Raw genomic sequence first — 13,202 nt, 5'->3', positions numbered from 1 at the left:
GATTTTTATGGCTGACAAAATTACAGATTTAGCAAACGAATTACAAGCTGAAGTTCAAAAAACAAATGAATTTGACGCTCTTAAGGAAGCATATGGCAAGTTGAAAGCAGACAAGGAAGCATTTGAATTGTTTGAAAACTTCCAACAAGCCCAAGTTTCATTGCAACAAAAGCAAATGACTGGTGAACAACCAACTGAAGATGAAATCAACAGTGCCCAGTCAATGGCCCAACAAATGGGAAGCAACGAAATTATCGGTGACCTTATGACAAAAGAGCGCGATTTAAACCAAGTGCTTTCAAACGTAAATCAAATTGTAACTCAACCAATCGTTGAATTATATAGAAACTAAGATGAGCGCCGAAATTAGTGGAGACTAATCTTCGGTGCTTTTTCGTACATAAATATTAGGGGCGATAAAATGAAATTTATTCATGCTGCGGACATCCATTTGGATAGTCCGTTTAGTGGGCTGTTGGCTGGTGATACTCTGCCTGCAGAACTAACTAAAAAAATTACCGATTCAACATTTGATTCGTTTAAGAATGTTGTTAATACAGCAATTGATGATAGAGTCGATTTTGTCCTATTAGCAGGGGATCTATTTGACCGAAATGAAAAGAGTGTCTCGGCCGCTGCGTTTTTAACTGATCAGTTAAACCGTCTGAATGATGCAAATATCAAAGTGTTCATTATTTTTGGTAATCATGATTATTTAAGTATGAATCAAGATAGCTCGAGTTTGGGATATCCAGATAATGTATATGTATTTCCAAACGATGTGACAACCACTCAGTTTACCCTGGAAGAAGGAAAAACGGTTGCCATAACCGGATTTAGCTTTGGTACTCAGTGGATAAATGATTCCGTAATCAACGATTATCCTACTAGAACTAGTGCTGATTTCCAAATTGGAATGCTTCATGGGAGTGCTGATTCGGTGGATTCACCCGAAGCTAACTACGCTCCGTTTACATTATCAGATCTAAAGGCAAAGAATTATGATTACTGGGCGTTGGGGCATATTCACAAACGACAAGATTTGGATGATAGCGGAGTTATCAACTATTCTGGTAATACTCAGGGAAGAAGTATCAATGAATCAGGAGATAAGGGATTCTATGAGGTTACTGAGCAAGCTGGTAAGTTAACCAAGAACTTTATTGCTTCTTCAGTAATTAACTGGGAGCGCATGGCAATTGATTTATCGGGAACGTCAATTAGCAATGTTAATGACGTTGTTTTTGGTGAGTTACAGAACGCTCAATTTAATAAACTGACATTGGTTAGGTTGATGGTTACAGTTGATGGCAACACTGATAGTGAAGTGCTTGATGCCCTCAATAGTGGAGAGCTGTTGGCAACGGTTCAGAGCCGTTTAGCCAGGAATTGGCAGGAATTGAATGCTTATGTAACGTCCCTGAAGGTTACCATGAAGCAGTCTAAAATCAATAGCCCACTTGATCAGGCATTCTTTGACCAAGCAAGTGACGAAATCCTGAATCCCGAAATGGTTGCCCAATTTGCTTCAGAACTACGGGGCAAAGATTTTATTACGGAAAGTCTCCACGACGAAGAATTTGCAAATCAAATTATCGAGCAGGCAAAGTTGGCACTGAGTGAGAAACTAAATTACGGTAACGGGAGTGACGAACAATGAGAATTACGAAACTGAATATCTATGGTTTTGGAAAGTGGGTCGACCAGTCATTTGATATTGATGATCACCTGCAAATCGTTACCGGAGCCAACGAAGCTGGTAAAACAACGATTATTGAGTTTATCAAGTCAGTTTTCTTTGGCTTTCTCGACAAACGGCAAGCTCGCCACGGTCAGTACGTACCAAAAGAAACGAGTTCCTACGGTGGTGAAATCGAATTTACTCATGATGGGAAGCACTATCGGGTAAAAAGAACGGAATTGACTAAGGGCGGAAAGGTTGAATTGTTTGACCTTGACTCTGACACTCAGTTAACTCGGGAAGATTTTGAAACACTAATTTCGCCAATGGACCGGCAGACGTTTGATAATTTGTATTACTTCTCCAAATTCAATGAGGATAGTTTTTACAAACTGAGTGAAGAAGAATTACGCCAGCAAATCCAACAAGTCGGTGTCATTGGAGCAGACAAGTTATTTGCGCTGTCAAAGGACTATGAGAAGCAAGCAAGCGCTTATTATCTTCCCCGTGGTCGGAAGCAAGTGATCATTAAGCAATTGCATGAGTATGATGATTTGGCGGCTAGAGTTGATGATGCTAAGAACAATTTTGGTGAATATCAAGAGCTAAGTAGTAGGGAATTAGAATTACAAACTAGCAAGAAACAAATTGATGATAAACTAAAAAAAGTTCAGACAAATCATCAGCAATTGAGTGATCAAGCAGGGGTAATCCCGCTGATCAATAGTCTAAATGAGTTGCCAAAATATACGGAAGCTGATTTTCGGGAGGGATTTCAGCAAGCAGATATGGAAAAAATGACTGCTTTACGAACCGAAGTTAGTCACACAAGCACTGAAGTGGAAAATAGCCGTCAAAAATTGGCAGGGATGACTGTTGAGGAAACACCCGCTGCGAAATTTTATAATCAAAATCAGGATCAGATCGTTCAGCTACTTGATAAATTACCATCAGTTGAGCAACAAGCTAATCGAGTTGATTATTTAAATAGCGATGTCGCTCAGTTGACTGAACAGAGGGGCCAAATTCTAAGTGAATTGAATTTGGGTGAAACTTCCCCAGCTCCTATCGCATTTAATAACGATGATATAAACCGAGTTAATCAATTGCTCAATCAACGGGAATTAGCGAAGCAGGCTGAAGAACGAAAACGGAGTCAACCAGAACCTGATGTCAAACCCGCAAAAACAGTTAAAAGTCCAATATTGCTCGGGGTTGGTGCGGTTGCGTTGATCCTGGGAATTGTCATGACAAAGTGGTGGTTAGCTGGAATTGCTTTGGTACCGATTATCGCTGCGTTTCTTATCGAGTTTCCTAGTCAACCTGAGCAACAGGCAGAGCCTCAAAATGTTGAACCAGAAATTGATTTAGGTTCAGTAGAGCGTCAGTTAGCTGAAATCAGGGAACAATATCACCTTGATTCGATTCCAGCTGAAGAATGGATTCAAGCTCAATCATCTATTTCGCGGTTGAAAGACACGACTGCTAAGTTACAGCAAACCCGTACTGATGCAGAGCAGACCGTTAATGGGGTTATCGAATATTTAAATCAGTGGCAATTTGCGGCTGATTGGATTCCGATGAAGAAGACGACTTCTAGTTTGACCAGTGACCTTGATGGAATCAAGAGCAGAACGAACAAATGGCACGATGAGTCAATCAAAGTGCAGGAGCAGAAGAAACAATTGGTTGATCGCCAAACTTCATTAAGTGAGAAAACTGACCGATTGAAAAAGTTGCAACAGCAACTAAGTCAATTCTTGGCTGATCGCCAGCTAGTGAAGGAAGCTGATTTTCAGACTGTTTATGAAGAACAAAATAAGATTCATAATGTTGTGAACCAACGCCAAATGTTAGAACAGCGAATCAAATCCACCAACGTGGTAGTGCCAAAGGATGCAAGGCTAGAAGAAATCCAAGCCAAGATGAATGAAGACAAGATTGAAATCAGTAAATTACAGTCTGAATCTCATCAAGTCGACAGCGAATTGACTAACACCGGAATTAGAATCAAGCAATTGATCAAAAATGGTGAGTACCATGATTTACGCCAGCAGCAGGCAAACTTGAAATCAGAAATTTTGGATAGTGTCTCACGTTATGTAGCCCTTAGTCTTAGTCAAAAGTTTATTATCAAGGTGCTGGATATTGCGTCAAAGGGCAGACTGCCAAGGGTTTTGAATGACGCCCAAAAGTATTTTGCAATTTTGACTAATCACAATTACAAAGAAATTAAATTCGGCGATAAAAAAATCACGGTAACTAGGTCTGATAACACAAAGTTTGAAATCAATGAGTTATCTAGAGGGACGTTAGCTCAGTTGTACATGGCTTTGGTCCTAGCACTGGCAATTAACTTTAGTGACCAGTACCCAATGCCAATGATTATTGACGATGGGTTTGTTGACTTTGATCAAAGTAGAACTAAGGCAGCCTATGAATTGATTTCTGAGCTGGCAAAGTCCACACAGGTTCTGTACTTTACAACTCGAACGATTGAGAATGAATTTACCCAACAAACTTTAAATTTAGATGAATTACAGGAAGAAAATTAGGAGGATTGATTATGGTCAAAACGTTAGCAGAGCTTGGTGAGAACGAAGATTTTGAGATGTTTTTACTACTAAAAAAGTCCGAAAAGCGGGTTGCAAAAAATGGTAAACCATTTTTAGCGATGTCGTTTGCGGATAAGTCTACTGAAATCGGAGGAATGTTATGGGATACCAACGATAACGATGTTGAGAAGTTTAAACCAGGGGTGGTTGTGGATGTAAAAGGAAAACGCGAAAGCTATCTCAATCGGCCCCAAATTAAAATTTCGTCTATCCGACTGGCAGTTGAGGGCGAGCCAAACGATCCTGCCGACTATGTTAAGCGTGCTCCAATGAAGGCAGATGAGATGAAAGCTGAACTTGACCAAGTAATCTTTCAAATTACCAATGCTACGTACAGTAGAATCGTGAGAGCGCTGCTTGCTAAACATGCCACTGAGTTTTTTGATTTTCCGGCTGCCAAATCAAATCACCATGATTTTGAAGGGGGCCTTGCATTCCATACTCTTTCGATCATCAGACTTGCGGAGCACATTGTTGACCAATATGATGGCATAGATGCCCCGTTATTGTACGCAGGAGCCATTTTGCATGACTTGGGTAAAACGATAGAGTTAAGTGGTCCAATAGGCACTACGTACACGGTAGAGGGTAATTTACTAGGCCATTTAAGCATCATTGACGCTGAGATTGTTGAGGCGGCTGATAAACTAGGCATTGATAAGGAATCAGAAGAAGTGATCTTATTGAGACATATGGTATTGGCTCATCATGGGCTTCTAGAGTATGGCTCGCCAGAACGGCCACAGTTGCTTGAAGCTGAGATTTTGCATGATCTTGATGAACTTGATGCATCAATCATGATGATTCAAGGTGGTTTGAAGAACGTAGCGCCAGGTGAATTTTCAGATCGAATCTTCGGTTTGGATAATCGAAGATTTTATAAGCCAGAGGACAACGAATAAGTAATTGATAGCATAACAAAAAGCCAACCACGCTTGTGGTTGGCTTTTTTACTCTTAATGAGTAATTAGATTACTTCTTGCTTGAGCTTGATGAAAGGTAATCAGAAAGAACGTTTTGAAGATCCTTATCTTGGATGTTAACGTTACCCTTCTTAAGAACCTTAGATACTACTGAACGAACAGTTGAACTATCTTGGAGCTTATCAGTAACGATTTGATCCTTAAGTTCTGACTTGTGGTCCTTGTAAGTACCCTTGTCTGGGTGGTTTACCATTTGAATAACTTGGTAACCGTATTGAGTCTTAACAGGTTTCTTAGTGTATTCACCGTTCTTCAACTTGAAGGCAGCTTCCTTGAAGTCTGAATCCAATGAGGTGTTTGTGTTATCGAATGGTGAAATTCGACCACCCTTGTTCTTAGTAGCAGAATCAGTTGAGTACTTCTTAGCTAGGCTTGAGAAACTCTTGCCTTTCTTAAGTTGACTAATAACGGTTTCTGCAGTTGATTTCTTAGATACTAAGATTTGGTTAACAGTAACTTTTGGTTGGTAAGACTTGAATTGTTTTTGAAGATCCTTGTCAGTTACCTTGATATTATCTCTAACGGCTTCTTGAAGAAGGAGGTTAGAACGAATATCTTTCTTAAGTCCTGCGGCAGTCATACCATTTTGTTGCAATACTGAGTTAAATGATGAACCGTATTGCTTCTTGTACTTGTTGAACTCAGCGTTAACCTTTGAGTCCTTAACTTTCTTTCCGTATTGATCTTGAAGCACAGTGTTCAAAATCATTTGTTGGAGAACTTGCTTACCAGATGAAGTACTCTTCAAGCTGCTGTAATAAGCACTCTCCGTAATCTTACCACCATCAGTTGTGGCAACAGTTTTGCTACCACAAGCAACTAAGGTAAAACTTAGTAATACACCGGCTAAAGCGATTAGCCATTTCTTCATATCGAAAACACATCCATTTCTCTGTAGTTTGTTCACAAAAATGTAAACTTTCTATTTAATAATAACATACAATCTCATAACGTCAGTAATGAGCACTAATCTTTATTAAAAATTCAGAAGTTTGTTAGTGTTCTTTTGTGATATCATCCGCAAATTTCTTGATTTCATCTAGTCGAGGGTTGATTTGGAACATGGCTTCCTCAACGTCACGTTGAATTCCGTTAACGACCTTATTAACCTCAGGTAACTGCTCTTTGAGGTTTGCTAAACTAGTTTGAAAATTTTCGTAAGCTTCCTTTGTGCTTTCAACGGCATGCTTCTTTTCGAGAAACTTTTCTTTGGTTTCATCAAAAAATTCTTTTGGCGTTTGTTTTCTGCTTGCCAGAAAAATGCCACCCAGGGCAGCTGTTCCCGCAATAACTTTAAAAAATGACTTCATAAAATTAATCTCCCATCTTTGCAACGATTGATTCTTGAATAGCTTTTAATTGATCAGCATCATACTTGTTTGAGTTGTCTTTAAAGGTCATGCCGAAGTCGTCGTTAGCGGTATAGCGGGGAACTAAGTGGAAGTGAGAGTGGAAAACCGACTGGTATGCGATTTGGCCATTATTGTTAACAATGTTCATTCCCTGAATATCTGGATTGGATTCTTTAACCGCCCGGGCAATTTTAGGAATCCGGGAGAATACTTGAGCAGCTAGTTCTTCGTCGTATTCAAAGATGTTAGGCACATGCTTCTTTGGTATAACAAGCGTATGGCCTGGGGTTCCCTGTGAAATATCAAGGAAGGCCTTTACAACATCGTCTTCATATACTGTGTAACTTGGAATCTCACCAGCAACGATTTTACAAAAAATACAATCTTTCATGAAAGTTCCTTCTTTCGCTATTTTTATGATAATTATACCATTCATCTGGGTGATGACTAATTCAAACATTTGTTTCCTATGTTATAATCTTCATGTAAATTTTGAACGATTGGAAGTGGCAAGGTGACTCTTAAAGTCAAAAATTTAGTTGGCGGTTATTCCGCCGTGCCAGTATTAAAGGATGTAAATTTCGATATTAAAGATGGCGAATTGGTTGGCCTAATTGGGCTCAACGGTGCCGGAAAATCGACAACGATCAATCACATTATTGGACTGCTCCAACCTTTTTCAGGTTCGATTGCAATTAACGAAACAACGATTGACCAAGATGTCAAAAAATATAAGGGCCAAATCGCATATATCCCAGAATCACCAATTGTTTATAAAGAACTTACCTTAAAGGAACATTTGGAGATGACGATGCTTGCCTATGATTTAGATTTAGATAAAGCATGGGAACGGGCAAATAAATTATTAACAACATTTAGGCTTGATAACAAACTGGATTGGTTCCCTGATAACTTTTCAAAGGGGATGCGCCAAAAGGTAATGATTGTGTGTGCATTCTTAACTGATGCAAAACTGTTTATTATCGATGAACCTTTTTTGGGATTGGATCCACTGGCAGTTAACGATTTGTTGGATCTAATTACAGAACGAAAAAAACAGGGAGCAAGTATTCTGATGTCAACTCACGTCCTTGACACCGCTCAGCGCTATTGTGACCGGTTTGTTCTTCTACATGATGGTCAAGTTAGAACAGAAGGAACTTTGTCAGAATTAAAGGCTGAATTTCCTGAAGCAGGTGATTCACTTAACGACATTTATCTATCCCTGGCAAGGCAGGGTGGTCGGAAATGACGGATTTATTCAAAAAAAGACTTTCATCGCACCTAGCAGAGATGCTAAAGTATTTAAGACTAGTTTTTACTGACTATTTTGTTTTGGCTATCTTATTTATGATTGGTGCTGTTGGATATTATTATTCACAAAATCTAAATCGGCTTCAAATGCATATTTGGTGGGCACCCATTGTTGCTACCATCTATTTTGTATTGGTAAGTCAGCTTGGAAGGTTAGCCACATTAGTTGCTGATCCGGATGCCGTGTTTTTACTCCCACGAGAAGCTGAAATGCCGGCATATTTCATGCGGGGATTTAGATATAGCATAATTTTAGCTGAGGTAATTCAAATTGTCCTTTGGTTTGTTAGTATTCCATTTCTTCAAAGGACACTGGGCTTTGGTCAAATTGATTTTGGAGCTCTGTTGGTGGCGGTTATTGCTACTAAAGTTTTCTGGTTACTAGGTGATGTAATCAGAAAATTTAGGCTTAGTTCGTTTGGCTTCGAAAAACGAGTCGTGCATCGATTCTGTTTACCGCTACTGATTTTTGCCGTTATATTTTGGGGTAATTCAGTAGTTGGGGCAGCTGGTGCGATTTTCTTACTGGCCATTTTTGCTGTGTTGGTAAGAAATATTAATAACCACCCAGTTGTCAATTGGCATATTGCAATTGATGATGAGAATTCGCGGATGCACAGTTTATACACGTTTTTCAATCTATTTACAGATGTGCCAATGATTCAAAGCACGGTTAAACGCCGGCGTTATCTAGATATCATTACTGACAGAATTCAACTTAAATCTAAAAATAGTTTTTTGTTCCTGTACGCTCACGGCCTTAGTCGGGATACTGAAATGAGCGGCCTGTTTATTAGGCTTACCGTATTAGGAGCGGTGGTTCTTGCATTCATCAAGAATGGCTGGCTACCAATTGTCTTGCCGTTGGTATTCATATATCTGATTGGTTTTCAATTGATTCCGTTCTATTTTCATTTTGATGATAATGCTTTTGTTCACATTTATCCGTTTGATAATCGGAACCAAGTGGTTAGTTTTCAAAAGGTGATCTTGATGATGTTGATTTTTGTCGCGGTTATAATGGCCGTCGTGGTCACAATCGTCAACTTCAACAATTTGGCAACGGTAGGCATTTTAATTGTCCTAGAAGCAGTCGAAATTTGGTTGTTTGTTTATGGGTATCTACCACGAAGAATTAACAAATCCATCAATAGTCGTAACTAATTATTTAAGGAGAAACATATATGAGAGTAAGAAAAAAGCCTTGGGCTAGACCATACATTGAGGACCACCAAGACTATATCGTTACCGACCCTGACAGCTACCTGGGAAAGTGGCAGGAGCGATTTGTTAAGGAACAGCCACTTCACGTGGAGATTGGGACTGGTAAGGGCCAATTTATCATTCAGATGGCAAAAAAATATCCCGATGTTAATTTCATCGGGATCGAATTGCAAGAGTCTGTTATTGCTACGGCTCTTAGGACGTTCATGGAAGAACCGCTACCTAATCTTCAGTTTGTTTTGACTGATGGAGCTGATGTGGATGAGTTTTTCAAACCCCATGAGTTGGCCAAAATATACCTTAACTTTTCTGATCCATGGCCCAAGACTCGTCATGAGAAGAGGAGACTAACCTCAAAACGGTTCTTAGAAACGTATCAAAAAGTATTATCAGAAGACGGGACAATCGAATTTAAGACGGACAACCGTGGCTTGTTTGAATTCAGCCTGATCAGTTTTAATAACTACCCAATGGAATTTGAGTACGTTAGTCTAGATCTTCATAACTCGCCAGAGAATGAGGACAATATCGAAACTGAATATGAGCACAAATTTAGCCCTAAAGGCCCAATTTATAAGTTGATTGCTCACTTTATCAATGAGTAATTACTTGATGACTGGTGATTTGGCCAGTGTTGTCAGCAAAAAATTCATGAATTAGCGTCTGTTTATCCTTGTTTTCGTAGTCAAGTCCAAAGTGAAAGGCGTTAGGTTGCTTATCATTTCGCTCAAACCAACTTCCGATAAAGGACAATTCAGATTCGTCAATTGTTGGCTTTACCTTATTGATTAGTCGGTTTTCAAGCTCCGTGGTCAGTTCAGCCTCTTTTTGAGAATTTCCGCGCCTGTTTGCGATAAAAATTGCAAATGACAGGGCTGCAAGTGATAAACTATAAAAAAGAGATTTAGTTTGCATCTTTTTCCCCCGTGTGTATTATTGATATTTATATTATAGCTTTTGATTTGCTAATGTAAATTTAGAAGCCCATTTAATTTTAGATTGGAGACATTGCTATGCAAATGTTAGAAAAGACAAGTTACGACAAGATGATTGAAAATTATAGCGATGGCAAATACATGCTGTTCTTTACTGCCGACTGGTGCCCAGATTGCCGGTTTATCAAACCAGTCATGCCTGAAATTGAGAAGGAATTCTCCGATTACACTTGGGTCACTGTTGACCGTGACGAAAACATTGATTTGGTAATGGAAATGGGAATCATGGGAATTCCTAGTTTTGTTGCTCTTGATAATGGTAAAGAAATTGGTCGTTTTAATAACGGCGACCGGAAGACACGAAAAGAAGTAGAGGATTTTGTTAATTCTCTGAACTAAATTATTGTTGCGGAAAGGTTTTTTAGAATGTTAATTGCAAGTTATAACCCCAAAGGAACTGGTGACACGCTTGTTGTCATTTTGGGCCAAGATGTTGATGATCAGAGTACTGAGGTCCATGATGGCGTTGCCAGAATCTTTGATGATAAGACTGGAAACACCTTAGGCTACAACTTTTTAAAGGCAAGTAGTCTTATCAATCGGTTGAAGTCCGAGAATGGTCAGGTATTTCTAACCAGTCATGAAGTAGCCACCCTAAATGACTACTTAGCTGCTAACGGATTTCCAGCTGATTTGTCCGTTGATGATACCCCAAAGTTTGTTATCGGATATGTTGAGAAAATGGAGGACCATCCAAACTCAGATCATTTGAAGGTGACAACGACGAAAGTTGATGATGGTAACAAACTTCAAATTGTTTCGGGGTCACCTAACATGCAGGCAGACATCAAGGTGGTTGTTGCAAAGATTGGGGCAATGATGCCTGATGGCTTGATTATTTGGCCAGGAGCCTTGCGGGGAGTTGAAAGTGATGGGATGATCGTATCTGGTCGCGAATTACACCTTAAGAATGCTCCTCAAAAGAAAGGGGCATTGATTTTACCAGATGATTTTGGTGAGGTCGGTGAACCATTTGACTTTGAAAAGGGTCAACACATCTTTGATTAATTACAGTAAAGTGGGATTACGTTATGAAAGATTATGATGGACCAGCCTTTTACAAACGACGGCGGTCAGAAAAAGAACAGAATACTGAACGGAAGAATGTCAAGAAGCCAGTCATCCAAAAGGCAACTAAGCGAGGAGTGGCCTCTATTGTTCGCCAAAATTCTAAAGATTCCGTTCATGCACCAAAAGTGTCGATTTCTGAAGACCTTCATAATCGGTTAATCAAAAGGCAAAACGTTTCCCGAAATTACTTTATCAGTCAACGAAAACGACGAGCAACGTACTACGGCATTTTAAAAGCAGAACTCAAAATTAGTGATAATGATTTGATTTTGCTAGCAAATGATGACGGTACGACTATGCGGTCAGAGCAAGAATCAGCTCAAAAAGCTGACTTTGTTGAATTATCGACTAGTGGGGACTCGCCGGTTGATAATGTTGCCAAAAAAGATGAGAATGGAAACGAGGATTTTTCCTTGCAGACCATTCTTACATACATAGCGGGTCAAAAGTATTTTTCCGAGTCAATTGTTAAGCAAAAATTTGGCCTTGCAGATGATGAATTTAGCGAATTAGAGGATTTTTTGGTAAAAAAACGCTATATCTCTAAAAAACATGGTGCAAAACCACAAGTAGTTTATTACCATGAAAGTAAGTAAATAATTTTTAGTTAGGAAGAGTAATATGGATTCAGAAACGACATACCATTTTGTTGGGATTAAGGGAACAGGGATGAGTGCTATGGCACTTATCCTCTCAGATAGAGGCTTAAAGGTTCAAGGTTCAGATATTGAACAATACACCTTTACGCAACGGGGATTGGAAAAGGCTGGAATTAAAGTGATGCCTTTTGATGAAAGTAACATTCATGAGGGATTAACGGTAATTGCAGGAAACTCATTCAATGACGATCATCCTGAAATCAAGAAAGCTCGGGAAATGGGACTCACGGTTTATCGTTATCATGATTTTCTTGGTAAGATGATCAAAGGTAAGACTAGCATTGGAGTTGCGGGTGCCCATGGTAAGACTAGTACCACTGGATTATTAGCTCATGTGTTATCTGAAATCGCTCCAAGTGACTATCTGATTGGTGACGGTACCGGTAAGGGGGTTCCTAACGCCCGGTTCTTCGTTTACGAAGCTGATGAATACAGAAGACATTTCTTGGCCACTCACCCAGATTACGCCATTATGACTAACATCGATTTTGATCACCCTGATTATTACGAAAGTATTGACGATGTATTTGATGCATTTGAAACTTTCGCTCACCAAGTTCAAAAAGGAATTTTTGCTTGGGGTGACGATAAAAACTTGAAGCGCCTAAAAGCCGATGTCCCAATTTATTACTATGGTCTTAACGAAAGTGATGACTTTAGGGCGGTCGACGTAAAGAGAACGACTAGTGGGTCGACGTTCAGAGTTACTTATCACGACGAAGATCTCGGCGAGTTTAGTGTGCCACTGTTTGGTGAGCATAACGTCTTGAATTCACTTGCAGTTATCGCTGTGTCGTACTTTGAAAAGGTTGATTTGGCAGAAATCAGACGTGAGTTAATGACGTTTAAGGGAGTTAAGCGTCGGTTCTCAGAGCGAAAAGTTGCCGATATGACAATCATTGATGACTACGCTCATCATCCATCAGAGATCAAAGCTACGCTGGATGCAGCTAGACAGGAGTACCCAAGTAAACAAATCGTGGTTGTATTCCAACCACATACGTTTAGTAGAACGATTGCCTTAATGGATGACTTTGTTAAGAGCCTAGACTTAGCTGATAAAGTATTCTTAACTGATATTTACAGTTCGCCGCGTGAGCATTCGGGTGACGTTTCTAGTCAAGATATGGCTAATAAGTTAACTAAGGGTGGAGAAATCCTTAAAGTTGAGAACATGTCACCACTGTTAGACTATGATAATGACGTTGTGATTTTCATGGGAGCTGGGGACATTCAAAAGTACGAGCAAGCGTATGAAGATCTCTTGAGTCACTTAAGTAACAAAATTAATTAATAAAATCTTATAAT

15 protein-coding genes are annotated in these 13,202 nt (G+C 39.5%); 11 read left to right on the top strand and 4 right to left on the bottom strand.

Going from position 1 to position 13,202, the window contains the following annotated elements; all coding sequences use genetic code 11:
- The first annotated feature begins 7 nt into the window (after positions 1–7).
- From QOW94_RS01510 to QOW94_RS01495, 4 genes are all read left to right on the top strand, one after another.
- Positions 8–352, top strand: coding sequence for a YlbF family regulator (locus tag QOW94_RS01510; protein WP_283678297.1), 345 nt, complete (start codon positions 8–10; stop codon positions 350–352).
- Positions 353–421: 69 nt separating this feature from the next.
- The gene (locus QOW94_RS01505) at positions 422–1,660 is read left to right on the top strand and encodes a metallophosphoesterase family protein (RefSeq protein ID WP_283678296.1); all 1,239 of its coding nucleotides are present in this window, start codon (positions 422–424) and stop codon (positions 1,658–1,660) included.
- Positions 1,657–4,236, top strand: coding sequence for an AAA family ATPase (locus QOW94_RS01500; RefSeq protein WP_283678295.1), 2,580 nt, complete (start codon positions 1,657–1,659; stop codon positions 4,234–4,236). Before QOW94_RS01505 ends, QOW94_RS01500 begins: the two co-directional genes overlap by 4 nt.
- Before the next feature lie 11 nt (positions 4,237–4,247).
- Positions 4,248–5,198 (top strand): 3'-5' exoribonuclease YhaM family protein, encoded by a 951-nt coding sequence (locus QOW94_RS01495; protein WP_283678294.1) that lies wholly within the window; start codon positions 4,248–4,250, stop codon positions 5,196–5,198.
- Positions 5,199–5,268: 70 nt separating this feature from the next.
- On the opposite strand, the gene QOW94_RS01490 is transcribed toward QOW94_RS01495, so the two are convergent.
- The 3 genes from QOW94_RS01490 to QOW94_RS01480 all read right to left on the bottom strand — a co-directional run bounded on the left by QOW94_RS01490 (position 5,269) and on the right by QOW94_RS01480 (position 7,022).
- Positions 5,269–6,150, bottom strand: coding sequence for a peptidylprolyl isomerase PrsA (locus tag QOW94_RS01490; RefSeq protein ID WP_283678293.1), 882 nt, complete (start codon positions 6,148–6,150; stop codon positions 5,269–5,271).
- Positions 6,151–6,274: 124 nt separating this feature from the next.
- The gene (locus QOW94_RS01485) at positions 6,275–6,589 is read right to left on the bottom strand and encodes a hypothetical protein (RefSeq protein ID WP_283678292.1); all 315 of its coding nucleotides are present in this window, start codon (positions 6,587–6,589) and stop codon (positions 6,275–6,277) included.
- A gap of 4 nt (positions 6,590–6,593) precedes the next feature.
- On the bottom strand, positions 6,594–7,022 hold the full coding sequence (locus QOW94_RS01480) for an HIT family protein (RefSeq protein ID WP_283678291.1): 429 nt from the start codon (positions 7,020–7,022) through the stop codon (positions 6,594–6,596).
- Positions 7,023–7,145: 123 nt separating this feature from the next.
- Between QOW94_RS01480 and QOW94_RS01475 the strand changes: the two genes are divergently transcribed.
- From QOW94_RS01475 to trmB, 3 genes are read left to right on the top strand one after another with little or no spacing between them, the layout of a single operon-like run.
- Entirely contained in the window at positions 7,146–7,883 is a 738-nt protein-coding gene (locus tag QOW94_RS01475; protein ID WP_283678290.1) for an ABC transporter ATP-binding protein, read from the top strand.
- A complete protein-coding gene (locus tag QOW94_RS01470) occupies positions 7,880–9,109 on the top strand; it encodes an ABC transporter permease (protein ID WP_283678289.1) in 1,230 nt (409 codons plus the stop codon). The genes QOW94_RS01475 and QOW94_RS01470 overlap by 4 nt, the downstream gene beginning before the upstream one ends.
- A 20-nt stretch (positions 9,110–9,129) precedes the next feature.
- Positions 9,130–9,774 carry a tRNA (guanosine(46)-N7)-methyltransferase TrmB gene (trmB, locus tag QOW94_RS01465; RefSeq protein WP_283678288.1) on the top strand — a complete coding sequence of 215 codons (645 nt, stop codon included), beginning with the start codon at positions 9,130–9,132 and terminating at the stop codon, positions 9,772–9,774.
- Here trmB and QOW94_RS01460 read toward each other — a convergent pair.
- On the bottom strand, positions 9,764–10,084 hold the full coding sequence (locus tag QOW94_RS01460; RefSeq protein ID WP_283678286.1) for a hypothetical protein: 321 nt from the start codon (positions 10,082–10,084) through the stop codon (positions 9,764–9,766). The two genes, trmB and QOW94_RS01460, sit on opposite strands and share 11 nt — an antisense overlap.
- Positions 10,085–10,182: 98 nt before the next feature.
- Between QOW94_RS01460 and QOW94_RS01455 the strand changes: the two genes are divergently transcribed.
- Genes QOW94_RS01455 through murC form a run of 4 tightly spaced genes read left to right on the top strand, consistent with a single transcriptional unit; the run spans position 10,183 to position 13,188 of the window.
- Entirely contained in the window at positions 10,183–10,503 is a 321-nt protein-coding gene (locus QOW94_RS01455; RefSeq protein ID WP_283678285.1) for a thioredoxin family protein, read from the top strand.
- A 27-nt stretch (positions 10,504–10,530) separates the two neighbouring features.
- Positions 10,531–11,172: a YtpR family tRNA-binding protein gene (gene ytpR, locus QOW94_RS01450; RefSeq protein ID WP_283678284.1), complete on the top strand. Its 642-nt coding sequence runs from the start codon at positions 10,531–10,533 to the stop codon at positions 11,170–11,172.
- A gap of 23 nt (positions 11,173–11,195) precedes the next feature.
- The gene (locus QOW94_RS01445; protein ID WP_283678283.1) at positions 11,196–11,831 is read left to right on the top strand and encodes a hypothetical protein; all 636 of its coding nucleotides are present in this window, start codon (positions 11,196–11,198) and stop codon (positions 11,829–11,831) included.
- A 25-nt stretch (positions 11,832–11,856) separates the two neighbouring features.
- The gene (gene murC, locus QOW94_RS01440; protein WP_283678282.1) at positions 11,857–13,188 is read left to right on the top strand and encodes a UDP-N-acetylmuramate--L-alanine ligase; all 1,332 of its coding nucleotides are present in this window, start codon (positions 11,857–11,859) and stop codon (positions 13,186–13,188) included.
- The last annotated feature ends 14 nt before the right edge of the window (positions 13,189–13,202 follow it).

Origin of the sequence: Lentilactobacillus sp. Marseille-Q4993 (assembly GCF_951230165.1) — a bacterium.
Lineage (GTDB): Bacteria > Bacillota > Bacilli > Lactobacillales > Lactobacillaceae > Lentilactobacillus.
Note: the sequence above shows the minus strand (reverse complement) of the source record. Positions and strands in the feature narration are given on the sequence as shown.

Excerpts from the sequence above, each read along its gene's own strand:
- QOW94_RS01480 (WP_283678291.1), bottom strand. The coding sequence starts at position 7,022 with ATGAAAGATTGTATTTTTTGTAAAATCGTTGCTGGTGAGATTCCAAGT.
- murC (WP_283678282.1), top strand. The coding sequence starts at position 11,857 with ATGGATTCAGAAACGACATACCATTTTGTTGGGATTAAGGGAACAGGG.
- ytpR (WP_283678284.1), top strand. The coding sequence starts at position 10,531 with ATGTTAATTGCAAGTTATAACCCCAAAGGAACTGGTGACACGCTTGTT.
- QOW94_RS01445 (WP_283678283.1), top strand. The coding sequence starts at position 11,196 with ATGAAAGATTATGATGGACCAGCCTTTTACAAACGACGGCGGTCAGAA.
- QOW94_RS01470 (WP_283678289.1), top strand. The coding sequence starts at position 7,880 with ATGACGGATTTATTCAAAAAAAGACTTTCATCGCACCTAGCAGAGATG.
- trmB (WP_283678288.1), top strand. The coding sequence starts at position 9,130 with ATGAGAGTAAGAAAAAAGCCTTGGGCTAGACCATACATTGAGGACCAC.
- QOW94_RS01455 (WP_283678285.1), top strand. The coding sequence starts at position 10,183 with ATGCAAATGTTAGAAAAGACAAGTTACGACAAGATGATTGAAAATTAT.
- QOW94_RS01495 (WP_283678294.1), top strand. The coding sequence starts at position 4,248 with ATGGTCAAAACGTTAGCAGAGCTTGGTGAGAACGAAGATTTTGAGATG.
- QOW94_RS01485 (WP_283678292.1), bottom strand. The coding sequence starts at position 6,589 with ATGAAGTCATTTTTTAAAGTTATTGCGGGAACAGCTGCCCTGGGTGGC.
- QOW94_RS01460 (WP_283678286.1), bottom strand. The coding sequence starts at position 10,084 with ATGCAAACTAAATCTCTTTTTTATAGTTTATCACTTGCAGCCCTGTCA.
- QOW94_RS01510 (WP_283678297.1), top strand. The coding sequence starts at position 8 with ATGGCTGACAAAATTACAGATTTAGCAAACGAATTACAAGCTGAAGTT.
- QOW94_RS01500 (WP_283678295.1), top strand. The coding sequence starts at position 1,657 with ATGAGAATTACGAAACTGAATATCTATGGTTTTGGAAAGTGGGTCGAC.
- QOW94_RS01490 (WP_283678293.1), bottom strand. The coding sequence starts at position 6,150 with ATGAAGAAATGGCTAATCGCTTTAGCCGGTGTATTACTAAGTTTTACC.
- QOW94_RS01505 (WP_283678296.1), top strand. The coding sequence starts at position 422 with ATGAAATTTATTCATGCTGCGGACATCCATTTGGATAGTCCGTTTAGT.